Source organism: Rhodococcus sp. OK519, from assembly GCF_003051005.1.
Taxonomy (GTDB): Bacteria; Actinomycetota; Actinomycetes; order Mycobacteriales; family Mycobacteriaceae; genus Prescottella.
Genome location: NZ_QAOW01000009.1, coordinates 40,051 through 63,576, shown reverse-complemented (window position 1 = coordinate 63,576; position 23,526 = coordinate 40,051). Strand labels below are relative to the sequence as shown.

The 23,526-nt window shown below is 69.7% G+C and carries 5 protein-coding genes; 3 read left to right on the top strand and 2 right to left on the bottom strand.

Going from position 1 to position 23,526, the window contains the following annotated elements; all coding sequences use genetic code 11:
* The first annotated feature begins 63 nt into the window (after window positions 1-63).
* The gene (locus C8K36_RS20320; protein ID WP_258195515.1) at window positions 64-18,846 is read left to right on the top strand and encodes a non-ribosomal peptide synthetase; all 18,783 of its coding nucleotides are present in this window, start codon (window positions 64-66) and stop codon (window positions 18,844-18,846) included.
* A gap of 54 nt (window positions 18,847-18,900) precedes the next feature.
* Entirely contained in the window at window positions 18,901-20,361 is a 1,461-nt protein-coding gene (locus tag C8K36_RS20315) for a polysaccharide biosynthesis tyrosine autokinase (protein ID WP_107986344.1), read from the top strand.
* 75 nt (window positions 20,362-20,436) lie between these two features.
* Here C8K36_RS20315 and C8K36_RS20310 read toward each other — a convergent pair whose 3' ends face one another.
* Window positions 20,437-20,970, bottom strand: coding sequence for a low molecular weight phosphatase family protein (locus C8K36_RS20310; RefSeq protein ID WP_107986342.1), 534 nt, complete (start codon window positions 20,968-20,970; stop codon window positions 20,437-20,439).
* Between the two features lie 118 nt (window positions 20,971-21,088).
* On the opposite strand from C8K36_RS20310, the gene C8K36_RS20305 reads away from it, so the two are divergent.
* Entirely contained in the window at window positions 21,089-22,021 is a 933-nt protein-coding gene (locus tag C8K36_RS20305) for an FGGY-family carbohydrate kinase (protein ID WP_258195514.1), read from the top strand.
* Window positions 22,022-22,026: 5 nt separating this feature from the next.
* Here C8K36_RS20305 and C8K36_RS20300 read toward each other — a convergent pair whose 3' ends face one another.
* Window positions 22,027-23,346: a YibE/F family protein gene (locus C8K36_RS20300; protein ID WP_107986339.1), complete on the bottom strand. Its 1,320-nt coding sequence runs from the start codon at window positions 23,344-23,346 to the stop codon at window positions 22,027-22,029.
* Window positions 23,347-23,526 lie beyond the last annotated feature (180 nt).

The window sequence follows — 23,526 nt, the reverse complement described above, 5'->3', positions numbered from 1 at the left end:
AGGATCGTAGAGGCTGTGCACCGAACGCGGGAGTAACCGGGGCAATCAGTACGGTTTCATCGGATGGAAAAAGGGGGAGGGTTGATCGTGCACCCCTTCTCGCTGTCGTCCGCCCAACGGGCGCTCCTTCTGGCGCAACAGCTCACCCCAGATGTGCCTCTGGTCGTGGCGCTCAACGTGGAACTGCGCGGATCCCTCGACCGAGAGCTGCTGCTCGCCGCCTGCGACTACGCGGCCCGCGAACTGGAATCGGCCGTCGTCGTTCTTGTCGAGGAAGCCCACGAGACGCGGCAGGTGGTGGTTCCCGAAATCGAAGACGCCCCCGGCTTCCTCGATCTCGCGGACGAGGATGATCCGGAAACAGCGGCCACTCGATGGATGACCGAGAGGACCAACCGGTCGATCGACCCGTTTCGGGACCGCCTCGCCGGCACCACGCTGATCCGGCTACGGGACGGCCACCACTACCTCTACTGCTTCGCTCACCACCTGGTGCTGGACGGATACGGCGCGACCGTCCTCGTCGACCGGATGGCGCAGACCTACTCGGCGTGGATGCGCGGGCTGGAGCCCGAACCACTGCGCGCGATCCCGCTTCGCGAGCTGGCGGCTCAGGACGCGGAATACACCGGCAGCAGCCGTGAATCGATCGATCGCGCCCACTGGCAGTCGCGGCTCGCCGCTCTTCCCGCCGCGGTGTCACTGGCCGATCGTCCCGGGCCGCTGTCGGTCCCCTCGCGTCGTGTGTGGGAAACCCTCGCAGCCGATGTCGATGTCGATGTCCCCGTCGTCACTGCGGCCTTCGCCGCGTATCTGGCACGGGCGGCGGGTGCAGACGTCGTGAGCCTGAGTCTTCCGGTGGCCGCCCGCACCACCGCCGCGTCCCGTCGCACGTCGGGCTCGGTATCGAACGTGGTGCCGATCGTCGTGCGTATCGATCCCGACGACTCCGTCGAGGCATTGATCCGCCGCGTGCAGCTCGAGCTGACCGGTGCACTGCGGCACCAGCGTTACCGCTACCACGCGATGCTGGCGGATCTGCCGGATGCCGACGGCCGCGGCAGCATCGGTGGCGTCTTCGGCCCCGTCGTCAACGTCATGGCATTCGCGCGGGAACTGCACTTCGGCGACGTCGTCGGGGAGATGACGGTGCTGTCCACCGGCCCGATCGACGATCTCTCGCTCACGGTGTACCCCGGATCGGCGGGTGGCGGGCTGCGCGTCGACTTCGAGGCAAACCCCGTCCGCTACACCGTCCGCTCGCTGCGTCGTCACCACCAGCGGTTCCTCGACTACCTAGCGGCGTTCACCGCCAACCGCGCCGGTCTCGTGGAGGACCTGCCGCTGGGCGCCCCGGACGAGTTGGCCGGACTGGCGCCCGCCGTCGGTGACTCCGTCGCGGCCCATCCTGTGCTGCTGCCCGACGTGCTGACGCGGCAGGCTTCGTCGGGACACATCGCGGTCCGCTGCGGCGACGTCGCGATGACCTACACCGCCCTCGACGCGAGTTCGTCGGCGCTGGCCCGGCGGCTGGTCGCCCTCGGGTGCGGTCCTGAGGATCGCGTGGCGGTCCTGCTGCCGCGGTCGGCGGAATCGGTTCTCGCGCTGTGGGCGATCGCCAAGACCGGCGCCGCGTACGTGCCGGTCGACCCGGCGCTTCCGAGTCATCGGCTGGCTCATCACCTCGCCGGTGTCGCGGTCGTGATCGCCGATCCCGCGGCCGTCGTCGCGCTGCCGCAGCACGTCATCCGGATCGACACCACGCACGACGGGTGGTCCGCGGACCCCGTCACCGACGCCGACCGCACCCGACCACTGCATCCCGACAACCCGGCCTGGGTGGTGCACACCTCCGGATCCACAGGTCTGCCCAAGGGTGTCGTGGTGAGCCATCGTGGCCTGGCCCCACTGATCTCGACCTTGCGGTCGCGGTATGCAGCCACCGCGGACGCGCGCGTGATCCACCTTGCGTCGCCCACCTTCGACGCGTCGCTGCAAGAGGTCCTGCTGGCCGCCGACGCCGGGGCGACTCTCGTCGTGGCTGCGCCTGACGTCGTCGCCGGCGAGGCTCTCGCCGCGCTGCTCGCAGCCGAGTCGATCACGCATTTCGTCTCGGCCCCGGCCGTTCTCGCGGCCACCCCGTCGGAAGCGCTGCCTGCGCTGACGATGCTCGACTCGGGGGGCGACGTGCTGCCGCCGGCCGTGGCCGCGCGCTGGGCGCAGGGCCGCACCCTGATCAACGCGTACGGGCCCACCGAGACGACGATCCTCGCGACGCTTGGGGAGCCGCTCGACGCTGCCGGCTTGGACGGCGCCGCGGCGGTACCGATCGGCCGTCCCGTCGACGGGACGGCCGTGGCGGTGCTGGACCGTCGGCTGCGTCCGGTGCCGTACGGAGTGGTGGGCGAACTGTACGTCGCCGGACCGGCATTGGCGCGTGGGTACACGGGCCGGCCGGCGCTCACCGCGGAACGGTTCGTAGCGTCGGTCTTCGGTCCCGGCCGCATGTACCGCACCGGCGACCTGGCGCGCTGGGGCTTCGACGGTCAACTCGGGTACGTGGGCCGGACGGATCGGCAGGTGCAGATCCGTGGCGTCCGGATCGAGCTGGGGGACATCGAGCACACGCTCGCCGAACACCCGGGAATCGACTCGGCTGCAGTAGTACTCGTCGGCGATCGACTGGTCGCGTACCTGCAGGGGGCCGTCCCGGCCCCGGGTTCGGTGCGTGACTGGCTCGCCACGCGGCTGCCGCACCACATGATCCCCGACACGGTGGTGGTGTGCGACGTGTTGCCGTTGACGCCGTCCGGCAAGGTCGACCGCGTCGCGCTCGCCGGTCTGCCCACGTCTGAGGACACCGGTCATGGGCGCGCTCCGCACGGTCCCGTCGAATTGCTGGTTGCGGATGCCGTCCGCGAGGTCGTCGGGGTCGACCACGTCGATGCGTACGCGGACTTCTTCGCCCTCGGCGGCAACTCACTCACGGCCACCCAGCTGGCGGCCCGGATCTCCGCCGGGTTGGGCCGACAGGTGCAAGTGCGGGACGTGTTCATGCAGCGGACCGTCGCCGACCTCGCCGCGGTAGCGATCGGCCGCGGCGTCCGCCCCGCCCTCGACGGGTCCGGAACCGGCGACGGACCGCTCGCGCCCGCGCAGTACCGTCTGTGGCTGCACAGCCGGGCCTGGATCGCAAGCTCGGCATACCACGTACCGTTCGCCGTCGACCTTCGCGGCCCGCTCTCGGTGGCCGCCCTGGAGGAGGCCCTGCGCGACGCCCTGACCCGACATTCGGCGCTGCGCACTGCAATCCGTGATGGTCGCGATGGCCCTTGCCAGGTAGTGTTGCCCGCCGCTGATGTGCTTCCCGAACTGACTGTGGTGCACATGGAATCGGAAGATGCGTCGGACGGGGACGCCGCCGCGTTTGTGGCCGCACCGTTCGATCTCGGGTCCGGGCAGGTGGTGCGGTTCAGACTCCACCGCCGCGCCCTCGACCACCACGTGCTCGTCGTCGTCGCGCACCACATCGCGATGGACGGGCTGTCGTTCCACCCGTTGTTGCGGGATCTGACCGCTGCCTATGTCGCCCGACGAGCGGGGCAGGCGCCCGGGTGGGAAACGCTCCCGCTGCAGTACACCGACTACGCGCGCTGGCACCACGCGGTGCTGCGCGCGCCCGCCTCGGATTCGGCCGGCGGGACCATCGGCGACCACGAACTTCGATACTGGCGCCGCACTCTCGCGGGAGTCGCCGACATCCCGGCACTGCCCGTCGCACGACCACGGACCCGGGCCTCGGGAATCCCGGCCCGGGTGAGCTTCGACGTCGACACCACCACTCGCGACGCGCTCGATCGCCTCGCACGCGACCATGACGCGACCACCTTCATGGTCCTGCACGCAGCCGTCGCCACGGTCGTGGCCGCGGTCACCGGTCACCCCGACACCGTCGTGGGTGCCGCCACGTCGGGCCGCAGCGACCCTGCCCTCGACGCTCTCGTCGGCATGTTCGTCAGCACCGTCGCGCTGCGTGTCTCCGTGCACGGCGGACAGAACTTCGGCGATCTGGTCGCTGCGGTGCGCACCGCCGACGTGGACGCGTTCGCACACGCCGAGACACCGTTCGAGCAAATCCTCGACGCGGTGGGGCTGGGCGAGTCGCCACTACAGCTGATGATCGGATACGAGAGCTTCACCGATCCCGACGTCGAGCTCCCCGACCTCGTGGTGGCCGGTCGGGAACTGCCTGTCGCGCAAGCTCGTTTCCCGCTCGAGCTCACGATCCGGGAGGTGCCGGGCGCCGGGCTCACCGGACACCTGACGTACGACACGGCGCTGTTCGACCGCGCCACCGTGGCCGGCTGGCGGACGCTCCTGCACCGTGCTCTGCAGGTGGCCTGTGTTGATCCCGGGGCCAGCGTCGCCGACCTCGTCGCCGGGACTCCGCCACCGCCCAGCCCACGGGCGATCACGGATGTCATGACGCTGCCGGAGATCACGGCGGGACCTCTGCGGGTGGTCGACGCACAGGGCCGGGAGATCGACATCCGTCCGCGGGTCGTGGCGCTGGCCGCCCGGTTGACCGCCCTCGGTGTCGGTCCGGCGAGTTTCGTGGGTGTGCTGGTGCCCCGGTCGGTGGAGTCCGTCACGGCGGTCCTGGCCGTCTCGTACACCGGCGCCGCCTTCGTCCCTGTGGACCCCGGCCAGCCCGCGGCCCGGTTGCACGCGATTCTCGCCGACGCCGGGGTGCGTCTCGTGGTGGCGGAGGCGGACGTCGACCTCCCCCCAGGCGTGCTTCGTGTCGATCCCCTCGCCGAGCTCGGCGCCGGACCCGTTGCGGCGCCGACCATCCCACACCCGGACAACCCGGCCTACGTCATCTTCACGTCCGGCTCCACCGGCACCCCCAAGGGCGTCGTCGTCCCGCACCGCGGCCTGGCCGCAATCACGCAGGCCCTGCGCCGCAGCTTCGCCGTCGACACCGATTCCAGGGTCCTGCATGCGGCCTCGCCGGCATTCGACGGCGCGGTCCTCGAGTACCTGCTGGCACTCGGTTCCGGTGCCACTCTGGTGATCGCGCCGCCCGACACCTACGGTGACGAACTCGCGGAACTCATTCGGGCCCGACACATCACACACTGGTTCTCGACCCCCGCCGTCCCGGCTCAGCTGGACCCGAGCGGGCTCGACGCGCTCCAGGTGGTCGGGTTCGGCGGCGAGGCCTGGTCGGCTGACCTCGCGGAGCGCTGGGGTGGGGGCGGGCGCACGGTGCTGAACTTGTACGGCCCCACCGAGACGACGGTCGTCGCGACCATCAGCCGTCCGTTCGGCGGTGCCGGGGTGCTGCCGATCGGCGACCCCGTCGACGGCACGATCGCGGCGGTCCTGGACACCACCTTGCGCCCGGTGGCGGACGGGGTGGTGGGCGAGTTGTACCTCGCCGGGCCGGGCCTGGCCCAGGGCTACCTGGGGCGGGCCGGGCACTCCGCGGAGCGATTCGTGGCCTCGGTGCTCGGAACCGGACGCATGTACCGCACCGGCGACCTGGTGCGTCGTCGCGGTGACGGGCAACTGGAATTCGTTGCGCGGGACGACAATCAGGTCCAGATCCGCGGATTCCGCGTGGAACCCGGCGAGGTGGAGGCGGTGCTCGCCACTCATCCCGGGGTGGACACCGCGGTCGTGCTCGCACACGGTGACGGCCTGGCCGCCTACGTCCACGGCCGCACCGCGCTCGACGCCGACGACGTACGCCGCCACGCCTCCGAACGGCTACCGCGTTATCTGGTTCCGGCCACTGTCACCGTGCTCGGCGAGGTACCGCTCACCTCGGCCGGCAAGGTCCACCGGTCCGCGCTGCCGCTCCCCGCTCTCCCCGCGCCCGACGGCACGGCGCTTCGTGGCCCGCTCCAGGAGCTCGTCGGGCGGGTCGCCGCGGACCTGCTCTCGCTTCCCGTAATGGGGCCGGACAGCGACTTCTTCACCTTCGGCGGGAACTCGCTGCTCGCGGCCCGGTTCGCGTCCCGGCTGCGCGCCGCGCTCGACCGCCGGGTCGACGTGCGGGACGTGTTCGAGCACCCCACTGTCGCGGGCCTGGCGGCGCTGCTGGACGGGCGCGATTCGGATCGGTCGATTCCACTCGTCGTCACCGACGGATCGGGACCGGCACCGCTGGCACCGGCACAGCAACGGATGTGGCTGCTGGGGCGCACCCAGCCGACGGGTGCCGACAACATCGCGTTCGCGGTCGACCTGGACGGGCGCCTGGACGTCGCCGCCCTGCAGGCCGCCGTCCTCGACGTGCTCGACCGGCACGCTGTACTCCGCACCGTCTTCCCGGAGACCCCCGACGGGCCCGTGCAGATCGTGCTGCCGGCCGAGGTCGGTCTCGAGGTGCAGGATCCACCCGCGGACGTCGAGGCTGCCGAACACTCGGCCGCGTGCGAGCCCTTCGACCTGACCGTGGAACGCCCGATCCGGCTGAGACTGCACAGGATCGCCGATGACCGGCACACGCTCGTCGTCGTAGCGCACCACATTGCGGTCGACGGGCTGTCCATTCCGCCGCTCGCACGCGATCTCGACCACGCCTACCGGGCGCGCAGCGCAGGGAACGTGCCCCGGTGGGACGCGCCGGTCGTCCCGTTCACCGACTACGCCCGCTGGCATCGCACGGTCCTCGGCGATCCGGTCGATCCGCTCAGCCGCGCGCACCGCGACCTGACGCACTGGCGTTCCGCACTCGCCGGAGCGGTGTCAGCGCCCGCCCTGCCCGCAGACCGGCCTCGGTCGGTCGACACCGAATCGGTGGCCGCGGACACCGTGGCGTTCACGATCCCGTCGGACCTCCACGTGGCGGTGGAAAAGGTTGCGCAGGAATACGACTCGACGCCTTTCATGGTGTTGCACGCCGCGCTCGCCGTCCTGCTGGCCAAGCTGTCGGGCACCGAGGATGTCAGCGTCGGTACCCCGGTGTCGGGTCGCGCGCATCAAGACGTCGACAACGCGGTGGGTATGTTCGTAGGCACCGTCGTTCTGCGGACCGGAGTGGATGCAAGCTGGTCGTTCGCCGAACTGCTGTCCAACGTGCGCCGCACCGATCTGTCGGCCTTCAGCCACGCCGATGTGCCGTTCGATGCGGTGGTGGCCGAACTCGCGCAGACGCGTGCCGGCGCCCACCACCCGCTGTTCCAGGTGATGTTCTCGTACGACGATGTCGTGCCCGCCCAACTCGAACTCGGAGGCCTGCACGTCCGCGGTCGCGAGATCGACACGGGCAGGACGCGATTCGATCTGGAAGTGGCGGTCCGGGATCGGGAGCCGGGGGAGTACCCGGCTGGGTTCGACGGCCGGTTCACATATGCGTGCAGTCTTTTCGACCACGAGACGGCAGATCGGTGGGCGCGCTGGTTCGTGCGGATCATCGAACTCGTCACCGACGACCCCACCATCGAACTGGCCCGCATCGACCCGGTCGGACCCGCACCGGATGCCGGTACGGCCAAGAGGGCATCCGCGGACGCCGCACCGTCAATCACGGAGCAGTTCGCGCGGCATGTGCACGAACGACCGGACGCGGTCGCCGTGGTCGCAGGGGTGGAACGCCTCAGCTACAAGGACCTCGACGTCCGCTCACGCGCCCTGGCCGCGAACCTGGTCGAGCGCGGTGTCGGTGCCGAGGACGTCGTCGCGATCGCGCTGCCCCGATCGGCCGACCTCGTCGTCGCGATCCTCGCCGTCGCTCGTGCCGGCGCCGCCTACCTGCCACTGGACGTCACGCAACCGTCAGACCGCTTGTCGGCGTTGCTGACCGAAGCGCACCCCGCGTGTGTCGTGTGCCTGGACGGTTTCGAAGCGCCGGTACCGACCGTGCCACTGGGCCGCGCTGACGCCGCCCACGCCGCAGGCGCCCACGCCGCCCACGCCGCAGGCGACCACGCCGTCGACGCCGTCGTCGATCCCCGTAGTGCCGCGTACGTGGTCTACACCAGCGGATCCACCGGCACGCCCAAGGGCGTCGTGGTGACGCATGAGAACCTGACCGCGCTCCTGACGAATACACGCGCGGACTTCGGCTTCGGCCCCGACGACGTCTGGACGATGTTCCACTCGCCCGCGTTCGACTTCTCGGTGTGGGAGGTCTGGGGTCCGCTGACGACCGGCGGCCGGGTGGTCGTGGTCGACCACTCCGTGGCCCGTAACCCCGGTGACTTCCGTGCGCTGCTCGTCCGCGAGCGGGTGACGGTGCTCAACCAGACACCGACCGCGTTCGGACAGTTTGCGGACCTCGACGGCAACCCTGGCGACCTGGCCGTCCGGACGCTGATCTTCGGCGGCGAGCCGCTCGACGCGACCCGCGTGCGCGGCTGGCTCGACCGGAACCCTGCCGTCGACGCCGTCAACATGTTCGGCATCACCGAGACCACGGTCCACCTCACCCGGGCCGTTGTCGAACGTGAGACGGATCGAAGCAACGACATCGGCACACCATTGCCGGGCGTCGTGCTCCGCCTGCTCGATCGTGCGCTGCGTCAGGTTCTACCCGGCGCAGTCGGCGAGATCTACGTGAGCGGCCCGCAGGTTGCCCGTGGGTACCGGGGCCGACCCGGCCTGACAGCGCAGCGTTTCGTCGCCGCCCCGGACGGCGAGATCCTGTACCGCACCGGCGACCTCGCCCGACTCCGCAACGACGGCGGTCTCGAGTACCGGGGCCGCTCCGACGACCAGCTCCAGCTGCGGGGCCACCGCATCGAGCCGGGCGAGGTCCGCGGCGCGCTCACCCGGCTGCCCGGCATCGCGGCGGCCGCGGTGCTGGTCCGCGACGACCGGTTGATGGCGTACGTGGTCCGGGATTCCGGACCCGCGGCACCCACGATCGATCCCACGCAACTGATCCGCGACCTACGGCGGGTGCTGCCCGACTACATGGTTCCCGCCGCGGTGGCGGAGGTGCCCGAGCTGCCGCGCACCGTGAACGGCAAGCTCGACGTCTCTGCCCTGCCCGACGCGGTGCCGGCCCACCGGCTCTGGTCCATGCCGCGCAGCCCGCTCGACGACCTGGTGGCCGACGCCTACCGGGAACTGCTCGGGGTCCAGAGCATCGGGTCCGACGACGACTTCTTCGAGCTGGGGGGAAACTCACTGCTCGCGACGCAATTGGCAGGTCGGGTCGCTGCACTCACCGGTACGGACGTCAGTGTCCGGGACGTGTTCGAGTCGGCCGTCGTGGCGGATCTCGCGCGGGTGGTCGAGGACCGAGTGGGCGGGCCACGCCACGGCCGTCGGCTGCCGGTGTCCGACGGAGCCCGCATGCGCGGGCCGCTGTCGCCCGCGCAGCGCCGCCTGTGGTTCCTGTACCGCTTCACCCCCGAGACAGCCGCGCACAACCTGCCGTTCGTGGTGGGCCTGCGCGGCGACGTGAACGTCGATGCGCTCGGTGCCGCGCTCCGCGACGTCCTCGAGCGGCACCGGACGCTGCGGACGGTGTACCCGTCGGACGAGTCAGGCCCGGTGCAGGTGGTGATCGATGTCCCGGAGGTCGACCTGACGCCGATTTCGGTGCCCGCATCAGCACTGGACGACTATGTGACGTCCTTCGCGGCGACCCCCTTCGTGCTCGAAAGTGAGCCTCCGGTCCGGCTGCGCCTGTACCGGACCGGTACCCGACGCTATGCGCTCGTGCTCGTGGTGCACCACATCGCCGCGGACGAATGGTCGCTCACGCCGATGCTGCGCGACACCGCGGACGCGTACCGTGCCCGGCTCGCGGGTCGGCAGCCTCAGTGGGACGCCCTGCCCGTGCAGTATGTCGACTACGCGGCATGGCAGGCGGACAGCGCGGAGGACGACCTGCAGACATGGCTCGACGTGCTCGGCGGCCTGCCCGAGCAGTCGACGCTCCCACACGATCACCCGCGTCCGGCCGGAGGCACGTCCCACGCCGACAGCATCCGCATCGCTCTGAGCGGCAAGCAGATCCATGCTGTGCGTGAGACCGCTCGGCGTGGCCGCGCCACCACGTTCATGGTCCTGCACGCGGCGCTGGCGGCGGTGCTCTCCAGACACGCGGGGTCCGAGGACATCCCGGTCGGCACGGTGGTCGCGGGCCGCGGTGACCCCCGGCTCGACGACGTGGTCGGAATGTTCGCCGCCACCCTGGTCCTACGCACACGGGTCGCGGGCGATGCGTCGTTCGCGGATCTTCTCGCCCACGTCCGTGACCGGGATCTGGCCGCCTACACACACGCCCGGACTCCGTTCGAAACCATCGTCGAACACCTTGCCCCGGTGCGTGATTCGTCCCACCATCCGCTGTTCCAGGTTGCATTGTCGATGCGCCGGCCCGCGCTGCCCACCCTCGACCTACCCGGTCTCGTGGTGTCCGCGGCGGCCGCCCCGCTCGATTCGGTGCCGTTCGACCTGCAGTTGACGGTCACCGAAACCGCCGACTCGATCGATCTGGAGTTCACCTACCAGCGGGACCTGTACGACGCAGCCACGGTCGCCGCGTTCGCGTCGCGGTTCTCGAGGTTCCTCGACCAATCCTTGCGCGATCCGGATGTCGAGGTGGGCCGGATCGACCTGCTCACCGACGCCGAGCGCAGGGAACTGGTACCGGCGCGCGGGAAAATCGGCACCCCGAGTTCGCTGTGGTCGCTGCTGGCCGACGGCGCCGGGACCGGCAGATCTGGGGTCGCCGCGCGCTCCGGGGAGAACGAACTCGGCTACACCGAACTCGTGACGCGGGCCGAGACGCTCGCCACCACCCTCCGCGCTCACGGCGCCGTACCGGGCGCCGCGGTGGCATGCGCCCTCCCGCGCTCGCTCGACGCGGTGATCGCGGTGTGGGCCATCGCTCGAACGGGTGCGGCACCGGTCATGCTCGACCCGTCGCACCCGCCGTCGCGTCTCGCCGCGATGCTCGCGGCATCGGGCGCCGTGATCGGGGTGAGCAGCGTCGACCGAATCGGTGGTCTGCCGACACATACGCAGTGGATCGACGTCACGGTGGACGCGGCGATCGACGACCTCCCCGGTCTCCCGGATCACGCCGACCTCGGCGTGCAGGATGACCATCCGGCCTACATCGTCTTCACATCCGGTACGACCGGCGCCCCGAAGGGCATCGTCCTCACCGCACGTGGCCTCGGCGCGCTCGCCCAGGATCTGCGCGACGTGTTCGCCGCCGGACCGAATTCGCGGATGCTCGCCCTCGCCTCACCCGGATTCGATGCAGCTCTCCTGGAGCTGCTGGTGGCTGCGGGATCCGGTGCCTGCCTGATCATTGCCCCGGAGAACGCTTATGGCGGAGAAGAATTGGCGCGGCTCCTCGAGCGCGAGCACGTTACCCATGCGTGCATGACGCCGTCGGCACTGGCGACGGTCCCGCCCCGTGCGCTACCGGCGCTCGAGACGATCATGCTCGGAGGCGAGCGAGTGCCGCCCGAACTGGTTGCGCGCTGGTCGCCCGGCCGCCGGCTGTACAACGGCTACGGGCCGGCCGAGTCGACCGTGTTCGCGACCTACTCACAGCCTCTGCGACCGGAACTGCCCGCGACGATCGGAACACCCGCCCGCGGCATCGAGACGCTGGTGCTGGACGCGCGAATGCAGCCGGTGCCCACCGGCGTGACGGGCGAGCTGTACCTGGCCGGCGACCGGATGTCCGTCGGATACGCGGGTAGCCCTGCCCGCACCGCGGAACGGTTCGTCGCCGGACCGGACGGGCGGCGCTGGTACCGCACCGGGGACTTGGTGCTTTGGCTCGACCGTCCCGACGGCCGTGTTCTCGACTTCCGCGGGCGCAACGACGCCCAGGTCAAAGTCCGCGGTATCCGTATCGAACTCGCCGAGATCGACGCCGTCCTCGTCCGCCGCGCCGACGTGACCCAGTCGATGACCATCATCCGCGAGAACGCCAACGGTACGACGACACTCGTGTCGTACGTGGTGCCCGTGACGGTCGACATCGCAGAGTTGCGACGCTCGCTCGCGAACAGTGTTCCGTCGTACATGGTGCCGTCGGCGATCGTTCCGATGACAGCCCTCCCTCTCACCGCGAACGGCAAGATCGACACCCACGCCCTGCCTGCACCGGATTCCGGTGTGGGTGCCGAACCCGCCACCGCCACCGAACAACTCGTCGCGGATGTGTTCTCCTCGGTGCTCGGCCGCGACGTCGGTCGAACCGACGACTTCTTCGTCGCCGGTGGCGATTCACTGCTCGCCACGACGCTCGTGGCTCGCCTGCGCGAGCGTGTCGGATTCGACGTGCCGCTGCGACTGCTCTTCGCCGCTCCCACGGTGGCCGGGTTGGCCGCCGCGCTCGACGAGGAAGACCTCGCCAATCGGGAGCAGGGCCCGGTCGCGGGTGCGCGGCCGACCCGGATCCCGCTCAGCCGCGCGCAGGCGCGACTGTGGGCGCTGCGCAGTACCGGCGCCGGGGATTCCTACCGGTTGCGCGCACAGGTGCTGTTCGACGGCCCGCTCGACGTCGAGGCCCTGCACGCGGCTGTCGCGGACGTCGTCGCCCGCCACGACGTGCTGCGTAGTCGCGTCGTAACCGACGAGCGCGGACCGCATCTGGTGGCCGACCCGATGGGATCGGAGGCCTTTGCGACCCACCTGCAATCACAGTCGCCCGACCGTCACGTGCTCGACGTCTCGATCGACCACCTCGTGGCGGACGGCGGATCGGTAACCGTGCTGGTGCAAGACCTCGCCGCTGCCTACGATGCGCGGATCACCGGAACTGCGCCCGCGTGGAGCCCGCTGCCGCTGCAGTACGCCGACTTCGCAGCCTGGGACCGCGGTCGGGAGGTACAGGCCGATTCGATCGAGCACTGGCGTCGCGAACTGGCCGATTTCGATCCCGCAGTGCTGCCGACCGACACCGCGCGCCACGTGGCGCCGGGCGTCGCCGAATCGGTGCGCTTCACGATCGCTCCAAACACCGCCCGCGCGATCACCGCAACAGCTCACGCGCACCACGCCACCGAGTTCATGGTCCTGCACGCGGTGCTCGCCGCCGTCCTCGCCCGACTCGGCGCGCACGGTGACGTCGCGATCGCCACGGTGGTCTCCGGCCGCCGCTTCCCGCAACTCGAATCGCTGGTGGGACTGTTCCTCGACACCGTAGTGCTGCGGGCGCGGGTGGAGCCGGACATGCCGCTCTCCGGGTTGCTCGCGCAGGTCCGGGACTTCGACATCGCGGCCTTCGATCATGCCAGCGTGCCGCTCGAGGAAGTTCTGCCCTTCGTCGGCGGCCGGGTACCGCAGGTCGCGCTGGCCTTCCAGGACTTCACGCCGCCGACCCTCCGAACGGGCGGCCTCGAAATGCGGGTCCGTGAGATCGAATCCGCCACAGCTCGTTTCGATCTACAGTTCACGCTCTCGGGTGCTGAGAACGGTGCCATCGACGGCGTGTTGACCTACGACTCCTCGCTTTTCGACGAAGCGACCGCGGCCGCGCTCGCCGAGCATTTCGGCGCTGCACTCGCTGCGGTCGCCGAGAGCCCGCAGTTGGCCGTGCAGGACCTGCCGTTGTCTGCCACCGACGTCTGGAGCGGAGGGCTGGGCGCGGCCCCCTGCACTCTCGCCGAACTGTTCCGATCGACCGCGGCCGCGCACCCGGACCGCGTCGCAGTCGTCGACGGACCCGCGACCGTTACGTACCGCGAACTCGACGAGCAGTCGGACGCGCTGGCGAACGAGCTGCTCCTCGACCACGGCTACGGGGCGGACGATGTCGTCGCACTCGACCCGGCCCGATCACTCGAGCGGATTCGAATGCTGTGGGCGGTGGCGAAGACCGGCGCTGCGTTCGGTGCGCGAACGGTTCGCTCCGCCGGGGGTTCCGCTTCGGTGGCATCCGTCGACTCGCTGGCGTACGCGATCACCACGTCCGGCTCGACCGGCGCCCCCAAGACCGTCGCGGTCACGCATCGAGGGCTGGCGGCCCTCGCCGCCGAGGGCCGGCACCGTTACCGGGTGTCGGCCGGGGACCGCGTCCTGCACGGCTACGACCCGGCGTTCGACGCCGCCGTCCTCGAGATACTGCTGGCTCACACCTCCGGTGCCGCGCTCGTGATTGCACCGCCCGAGGTATTCGCCGGTCCCGACTTGCACACGCTGCTGCGTGAGCAGGCCGTCACCCACTTCCTGTCCACCCCGTCGGTTCTCGCGACCGTGGACGACTCCGGCCTGGAAGCGCTCCGCGTCGCGGCCAGCGGCGGCGAGGCTCTGGCACCACACGTGGCCGACCGCTGGCGACGGCATCGGGTGCTGATCGATGCATACGGCCCCACCGAGTCGACCGTCGTCGCGACGCTTGCAGAGGTCGACGACCGCCGCGGGCTCGGAGAACCCATCCCCGGCACCGCGGTTCGTGTGCTCGACGGCCGACTACGACCGGTGCCGTCCGGCGGGATCGGTGAGTTGTATCTGTCCGGTGCTGGACTGGCCCGTGGGTACCTCGGTGCGCCCACGCTGACGGCTCAGCGGTTCGTCGCTTCGCAGGACGGCCAGCGGATGTACCGGACTGGTGACCTGGTCCGGGTCCACGCCGACGGCCGGCTGATCTATCTGGGGCGCAGCGACCGCCAACTGAAGGTGCGGGGCGTGCGTGTGGAACCGGGCCACGTCGAGGCCGTGCTCGCGCGCTGTCCGGGCGTCGAGCAGGCCGCCGTGGTCCTCTGGAACGGCACGCTGGTCGGGTTCGTCACCGGAACCGGCATCGACACCGCCGTGCTGCTCACCGCCGCCGCGCCGGCCCTGCCTGCCGCAGCTGTTCCGTCGAGGGTTCTCGTGCTCGAGGCCATCCCGACCACTGCAAACGGCAAGGTCGACGCCGTAGCGCTGTCCGCACTGGCCGCCGAGTCGGCGCCCCGAGGCTCGACGCGCACCCTGCGTCCCGAAGAGCAGCACGTGGCGGACATCGTGGGTGACGTCCTCGGATTTGCGGTCGACGTCGACGCCGGATTCTTCGCGGCCGGTGGGCATTCCCTCGCGGCCGTCGAGGTGGCCGCCCGGTTGAGTGCCGCGCTGTCCCGCGACGTGACGCCGCGCGCGGTGTTCGAGGTACCCACCCTCGCGGCGCTCGCTTCCGCGCCGGATCATCCCGTCGCGCTGGGGCCGACACTGGTTTCAGGCACGGACGTCGTCGCGCCCATCGCTCCCGCGCAACGCCGGCTGTGGCTGATGCACCAGGCGGATCCATCGCACTCCGCGTACACGATGCCGATCGTGCTGCGGCTCGATGGTGATCTCGACGTGAGGGCACTCGTGTCCGCGTTCCGTGACGTCGTGACCCGACACGAGATCTTGCGCACCGTCTACCCCGACGCGGACACCCAGCGTGTGGTTCCCGCCGACGATGTCGAGATCGAGGTCGACGCCACCGTCGGCCCCGCGGACGTCTTGAACCGCAGGGTTGCCGCCGCCCTCACCCGCCCGCTCGACCTGATCACGCGACCGCCGTTGCGGGTGAGCCTGTTCCGGGCCGGCCACACCGAATGGGTGCTCGCCGTCGTCGCGCATCACATCGCGGTGGACGGCGCCTCCATCGCGCCGCTACTTGCCGATCTCGCGGCGGCGTACGCGGCCCGGACCGCGGGCGCGGCGCCGGACCCGGCCCCGCTCGCATTGCAGTACCGCGACTTCGCGCGCTGGCAGGTGGAACTGATCGGCGATCTCACCGACCCGAACGGAATCGGTGGCCGACAGTTGGCCTATTGGGCGCAGACCCTCGCCGGGCTGCCGGATGCGCCCCTGCCGCTGCCGACCGATCGCCCGCGTCCGCCACGACCGTCACACCGCGGTGCCGCAGTGGAGGAGACCCTCGCCGCCGGCACCCACGCGACGCTGACCGCCTTCGCCCGCGCGCACGACGTCACCGTCTTCATGGTGATCCACGCCGCGCTCACCGTGCTGCTTGCGCGGTACTCGGGGCGTACTGATATCGCGGTCGGCACCGTCGTGGCCGGCCGACCGGACCCTCGTCTGGCGTCGATCGTAGGGATGTTCGTCGGAACCTTGGTCCTGCGTGCTCGGGTGGACCCGGTCGAGTCGTTCGAGGATCTCCTCGGCAGGGTGCGCTCGACCGACCTGGACGCGTTTGCGCACGCAGACGTCCCGTTCGACGACGTCGTCGCGCATGTGGCGCCCGCCCGAGATCCGGCCGCTCACCCGCTGTTCCAGGTACTCCTCGCGCACTCCGTGGGCGCCACCACCGCAGCGCTCGCGCTGCCCGGCGTCCGGGTGCAGGAAGTCCCAGCAGCGGAACCTGCGGCGCAGTTCGACCTGGCCTTCGACGTCCGCGAATCACCGCATGTCGACGGCATCGGTGTCCGACTCGTGTACGCCACCGACCTCTTCGACCCGCCGACGGCCGCGCAGTTGCTCCGCGACTTGGTCGCACTGCTCGATGCCGCCGTCGCAAATCCCTCTGCTGCGGTAGGGGACCTGGCGCTTCCGGTACCGACACCCGATTCCGTGCCGGCACCGGCGCCACGGACGCTCGCGGCGATCCTCGCCGCCACGGTCCGTGGTTATCCGGAGCGGGTCGCCCTGCGCGCGGGCACTGAGCAGTGGACGTACGCCGAGCTGGACGCCCGCGCCGCCGCCCGCGCGGACCGCTTGCGTGCCCGCGGCATCGGGGTGGGAGACGTCGTTCCGGTGGATGCGGTCCGCGGCGCCGACTGGGTCGTAGAAGTGTGGGCCGTGACCCGGGTCGGTGCGGCGTGGGCGCCGGTCGACCCGAGCCTGCCCCCCGAACGGAGAGAGTTGCTGTGCAGCGCCACCAGTGCTCGTTCCGCCGGACGCGTCACCGCGTCCGGTACACCGGACGAGCTGGCCTACGTGCTGTTCACTTCCGGTAGCACCGGCACGCCCAAAGGGGTCGAGGTGACCCATCGCGGACTGGAGGCACTGGTCGACCTGCAACGCCGACGGCTCGGCGTCACCAGTGAGTCGCGCGTCCTGCAGGCTGCGTCGCCCACATTCGACGCCGCGGTGTTCGAACTGCTCGCCGCCCACGCGCACGGCGGAACCCTCGTGTGCGCACCCGAATATTCTTACGCGGGGGACGATCTGGCGTCGTTCCTCAACGAGCACGAGATCACCCACGTCAACCTCACCCCGACCGTGCTCAGCACGCTCGATCCGACCGCACTGGCGCACACCCTCACCGTGGTGTCCGCGGGCGAGATACTGCCGGCGTCACTCGCGCTCGCGTGGGCAGGCCATCGGGTGCACAACGGCTACGGGCCCACCGAGGTCACGGTCGGTGCCACGTGCAGTTCGGCGCTGGAAGGCTCGGATGTCACGATCGGCACACCGCTTGCCGGCGTGCGCATCGAGGTTCTCGACGAGCGGCTGAATCCGGTCCCGATCGGTGTGGTGGGGGAGTTGTATATCGGCGCAACGGGTCTCGCCCGCGGCTATCGCGGACAGCCAGGTCTTACTGTGACTCGGTTCGTTGCTGATCCCGGAGGAAGCCCTGGCGCCCGGCTGTACCGGACCGGAGACCTCGTGCGGCGGCGTCGCGACGCCGACCTCGAGTACATCGGTCGCAGCGACGACCAGGTCCAGATCCACGGCGTCCGAGTGGAACCCGGCGAGATCGACGCAGTGCTCGGCGCAGATCCCGATGTCCGCACCTCGGTTACGGTGGCGCACCCCGGCCCGTCGGGCGACCCGGTTCTCGTGACCTACGTGCAGTCGGCGCCTGGCCGGAGCCCCGACGTGTCGCGCCTACGAGCGCACGCGGCGCGTTTGCTGCCGCGACATCTCGTGCCCGCCACAGTCCAGGTGGTCGAGCAGTTGCCGCTGACCACGTCCGGCAAGATCGACCGGTCCGCACTGCCGGCCCCCGTAGTTGACGAGCTGCCCGTGCCGGGAACCGCGCCACGGACGGACATGGAGCGACGGATCGCTGCAGCCGTCGCCGAGACGACCGGTCGGGAATTCGTGTCCCGTGAGGCCAGCTTCTTCGAACTCGGCGGGACATCGATGGGTGCCGTGCAGGTAGTCGCCAGACTCCGAGCCGAACTAGGCCGCGACGTCGCACTCGAGTGGCTGTTCACCGAGCCCACCGTCGCAGGTCTGGCGCGCCGCATCGAGTGCGGCGACGCCGCGACCGACCCGCTCGCCTCGCTCGTACGCCTGAGCCGCCCGGAAGCGCTCGCAGGGGAGCCTCTGTTCTGCGTCCATCCGGTCAGCGGGCTCGCCTGGTGCTACACCGGTCTCGCCGAACACCTCGGTGACCGACCGTTGTACGGATTGCAGGCGACCGGCACGACACACGCCGACTCTCTCGTCGATCTCGCACGCGAATACGTCGAGCAGATCAGGACAGTGCAGCCGGACGGTCCGTATCACCTGCTGGGGTGGTCGCTCGGCGGCAACATCGCCCACGAGATGGCGATCCAGTTGCGGGCCACGGGAGCAGACGTCGCGAGCCTGATCCTCCTCGATTCCCATCCCTCGGACGCAGTACCGACACCGGTCGAGTCGACGTGGGACGATCAGCGGAACGAGCGGTTCGACGACGCCGATCTTCGCGTCCTCGCCCCCGACGAGGTCCGCCGGGTCCTGGAGGTCGGCGCGGCTCTCGAGGCCGCAGCCCATGCACATCGGCCCGGGATCTATCGAGGAGATGTACTGGTGTTCGTTGCGGCGCGCGAGGATGTGGCGCGTCGCCGGAGTGTGGCGCGCTGGGCGCGCCATGTGGCCGGGCAGGTGACGTCGGTCGAGGTACCGTGCACCCACTCGGAGATGACCGCCCCGGCCGCACTGGCGCGGATTGCAAGTGTTCTCGTCGAATCGACGGGCGAAACCTACTGACGCGAACGCGTACATAGGGTGTTGGAAGCGTTGAAAGCAAGTAAGGACGGGGAAATGGAAGTACAGGACTATCTGCGGATCTTGCAGCAACGTTGGCGAATCATCGCACTCGCAACGATTGTCGGGGTACTGGGGGCACTCGTCGCATCGCTGATGTCGACCCCGATGTACCAGGCGTCGGCGCGTTTGTTCGTGTCCACATCCTCCGCAGCGTCGGTCAACGAGGTGTACCAGGGCAATCTCTTCTCGCAGCAGCGCGTCGCTTCGTATACCAAACTGCTGACCGGACCGACGCTCGCGCAGCGAACGATCGACCGCCTGGGGCTCACTGGCGTCAGTGCGAGCGGCGTGGCGTCTCAGGTCAAGGCCACCTCGGCTCCGGACACGGTGCTCATCGACGCCAGCGTCCAGGATTCGTCACCGGAGCGTGCCCGCGACATCGTCAACGCGTTGTCCGACGAGTTCGTGGTCATGGCGGCGGAGCTCGAGACGTTCGATCCGAATCGCCCCCCGACGGCCCGCGTCGTCGTCGAACAACACGCCTCCACTCCGTCCTCGCCGGTGAGCCCCAAGACCAAGCGCAATCTCGCGCTCGGCTTTGCGGTCGGCCTGCTGGCCGGCCTCGGCCTCGCCGTGCTTCGCGATCGTTTGGACAACACAGTCAAGAGTCGGCAGGTGCTCGACGAACTCGTCGGCGCCGGTGTCGTCGGCAGTGTGCCCTTCGACAAGGAGCGCGAGCAGAAGGCCGCCATCGCCTTCCAAGACGGTTACTCCGGTAGCGCCGAGGCGTTTCGTGAACTGCGGACAAACCTCCAGTTCCTCGAGGTCGACAACCCGCCACGCGTTATCGCGGTCACCAGTTCTCTTCCGTCCGAGGGCAAGACCACGACTGCCATCAACTTGTGTCTGGCACTCGCCGAGGCGGGCTACTCCGTCGCACTCGTCGAGGGCGACCTGCGTCGCCCCCGCATCTCCAAGTACCTCGGGCTGATCGACTCGGTCGGTGTGAGTACCGTGCTTTCCGGGCAGGCCGAACTCGACGACGTCCTCCAGTCCACATCGTTCCCGAACCTGACCGTGCTTGCGTCGGGCGCCATCCCGCCCAATCCGAGCGAACTGCTGGGCTCGAGCCACGCGACGACGCTGTTCGCGGATCTCAAGGCCCGCTTCGACTACGTCGTGGTCGACGCTTCGCCACTGCTCCCGGTTACCGACGCGGCCGTTATCGCCGCCAAGGTGGACGGTGCACTCATCGCTGTCCGGTACGGCAAGACCAAGCGCGACCAGGTGGCGCGCGCGGTCGGGAACCTGCGCAGTGCCGGCGCGAACGTGCTCGGCACGATCCTCACGATGACGCCGACCAAGGGCGAGAACGCCTACGAATACAAGTACTACTACGACTCCGAGGGGCCCGCGCCGAAGCCCGGGAGCACTCCTGTGGCTTCTGCACCCGAAGCCCCCGCCGATGCCTCGTCGGGAAGTGGAACAGACAAATGGAGTGAGCCGGTTCGCTGACCGGAGAACACCTTTCACGATCGGTCCGGCCGCACCACGAGCAGATGCTCGAGGTGCGGCCGGACCCGTATCCGCCTACGGTCGATCAATCGTATGGAGTCCTTCGAGCACGGTTACCACTGCCGCGGCAATCTGCTCACCGACCTCCTCGAACACGGACTCATTCCGCTTTATCGGGTCGGGGACGTCCATGTGGACGTCGTCGAGCCGCGGTGTGAGGGCTCGGGTCGTATCGAGCTCCGTCACGGCGCGCGCTCCACCGGACGTCACCAGATGCGCCGCCTCGAGGAGGGTGAACGTGCGGCGGAGTTGCCGCGGAGCCATCCGCAGTACCGCATCGCGATGATGTTGCGTCATGGCGAGGATCAGGTCGGCGTCTGCCGCGATGGCGGGTGTGAGCTGCCGTCCGGAGAAGCTCTCGGGTTTGCCTCCGAGAGACGAAAGAACTTTCGCTGCAGTCTTTTCCATTGGCGAACCGATCATGGCGCGTGTGCCTGCGCTGGTGGTGTCGAGGCCCACGAGGCCACGGTGGTCCGCCCAGGCCGCAGCGAGTCTTTCCGCGGTGGGTGAACGGCAGATGTTGCCGGTGCAGACGAACAGCAGTTTCATGAAACGAGTGTAGGGGCGACTGTATAGACTCGGCTGGTTCAGTACGCACCGGGTTCGAGCGTCGACCGGGTGCGCCCTCGATCGAAGGCGGCTCATGGGCGGGGTTCTGGGAGTTTCGGTGGGATCCGGATTCGTTCGGATGGTGTGCCTCCGGGAGTCCAGTGCGGTCCGCGCGCTCGGAGGGGCCGAGCGCCGAACGATTCTGGTGGACAACCAGGATCCGGTGAGGCTCGCGGGCGAGTCGATCGGAGTCTTGCTGGCGGACGACGCGGAGTCCGGGACGCCGGCCGGCGTGACCATCGCGTACACAGACGAGGGGCAAGCCGCCGCTCTCGACTCCGCGATGCGCCGCGAGGGAATCACCCGCTACCGACTGGTCCCGGAGCTGTCCGCGGTGCTCGCGCACCTGGGCGCAACCGGATTGCTCACCGAATTCGGCACCGTCGTCGTGTGCGACCTGGGGACCTCTGGAACGACGGTCAGCGTGGTCGAGACGTCGACCGGACGTGTGGCGGCCACCGAGCGGACCTCCGCCGGTCTCGAAGAATCGGTTGTCGTTGCAGACGAACTGCTTCTCCAGTCGGGCAGCGTCGCCGACGCGGTGGTGCTGATCGGTGGAGGCGCGCACATCGATTCGGTGCGTGAACTTCTCGCCGACCTGGCGGGCCTGCCTGTCGTGGTTCCCGATGACCCGGAGTTCTCGGCGGCGTCGGGTGCGGCGCTGATCGGCAGTCGTGACGGCGCACTGGCTGCCTTCGGGCCCACCCCTCGTTCCCGGACACGTCGCACCGCGTCCTCTCACCGGGGCGTGTCCCGGCGCCAGCTGCGCGGCGCCGGAGCCGCGGGCATCATGCTGGCTCTTCTTGCCGTCATCGGCTTCGGGCTCGGCTACGGCAGAACGATATTCGACTCATCCGCTGATGCGAGACCCCGCGCCACAGTGACGTCGACACCGGCGGCGGCGAGCACTCTGCCCTCGGCACCCGCGGCCGTCCCGGTACAGGCACCCCCGATGGCGCCCCTGGCCGAGATGCGCCTCCCCGGGCTCTGAGTCGGTCAGCGTGCGTGGCGGCCACCCCGGTGTCGTGCGGGCGTGTTCGCGCGAATGCGAGGCCGCGCGAGCATCACCGCGATTGCGGTCGTGAGTGGAACAGAGAGCGCGAGGGCGATGCCGCCCACCGACGACCTCACGATCTCGATCGCGACGGCGTCGCCTGTCAGCACGTCGCCCATGGGTCCGCCGGCCACGCTGAAGAGCAGCAGCAGTGGTAGCGCGCCACCGGCGTACGCGAGCACGAGTGTGTACACGGTGCTCGCGATGTGGTCACGACCCACACGCATCGCCGACGAGAAAATGGTTCTTCGAGTGGCAGATTCGTCCATCGAGGCGATCTCGAAGGCGGAGGATGCCTGCGTGATGGTGACGTCGTTGAGGACACCGAGTGAGCCGATGATGAAACCCGCCAAGAGCAGGCCGGTGATGCTCACATGCTGGACGTACGCCTGAACGTCGGTGTTCTGTTCCTCCGAGAGGCCCGTGAGGTGGGTCATCCGGATCGCGATTACCGACAACACCGCTGCCACCAGCATGGAGGCGAGGGTGCCGAGGAGTGCGGAACTGGTCCGCAGGTTCACGCCGTGTGCGAGGTAGAGCACGGCGAAGAGGATCGCGGCGCCCGAGACCAGCGCGACGGGCATCGCAGGTTTGCCGTCCAGCAGCGCGGGCAGCGTGAACACCACGAGGACGCCGAAGGCGATGCCTAGTCCCAGTAGCGCACGCACCCCGCGCCAGCGGGCGACCGCGACGATTGCAACGACGAACGCCGCGACGACGAGCGCGAGGGGCATTCCCCGCGCATAGTCGTTGAAGGAATAGATCGGGGTGCCGGACGAATCCGTCTGCCGGACGAGTCGAATACTCTGCCCCACATCGAGATTCGGCTGTCCTGGGCCCGGAACGATTTCGAGGAGTGTTCGGGTGCCGGCGTGGGGTCCGGAGTCGATCGTCACGATGCTGCGGTGGCACTGGAATCCGGCACCCGAGTTCGGTGGTGGCGCCGCGTCGCCCGTGAAGGCCTTTCCGGCAGAGGGACTACCGCACGGAGCGAGGTCTTGTGCCACGACGGTTCCGGCCTCGGTGGTGACGGCGGCGCCGCCCGCGGACTGGAACGGCAGGGGAATCTCGATGTGCTGCTTGGTGGGCCACAGCATCACCGCACCGGCGACGACGGCGATCGCGATCGCGGCGAGGAGGCCGACCACCACTCGTGCCGCAGTCGGGCCGACGGGGACGGGGCCGCCGTGTCCGTGGCCGTGTCCGTGTCCATGGCTGATGCCGGAGGCTGTCTCACGCACCTGAGGGGCGTCGGGTGTCATCGAATTCGTCTCCGCACCGGATCAGGCTAGCGGGAGCGAACGATAAGCAGCGGTGGCGGGGAGCAGGGGGGGTCGTCCCCGCCACCGGACCTCGCCGCCCAGGGGGGGAGGGGGCAAGACGAGGCGCTTACGGGCACTCAGAGGTGCCAATCGGTCAATCTACCCATATCGAGGCGATCC

What these genes read in the sequence shown, in the direction of transcription:
- C8K36_RS20300 (WP_107986339.1), bottom strand. Translation starts at nt 23,346, where the DNA reads ATGACACCCGACGCCCCTCAGGTGCGTGAGACAGCCTCCGGCATCAGC.
- C8K36_RS20315 (WP_107986344.1), top strand. Translation starts at nt 18,901, where the DNA reads ATGGAAGTACAGGACTATCTGCGGATCTTGCAGCAACGTTGGCGAATC.
- C8K36_RS20310 (WP_107986342.1), bottom strand. Translation starts at nt 20,970, where the DNA reads ATGAAACTGCTGTTCGTCTGCACCGGCAACATCTGCCGTTCACCCACC.
- C8K36_RS20320 (WP_258195515.1), top strand. Translation starts at nt 64, where the DNA reads ATGGAAAAAGGGGGAGGGTTGATCGTGCACCCCTTCTCGCTGTCGTCC.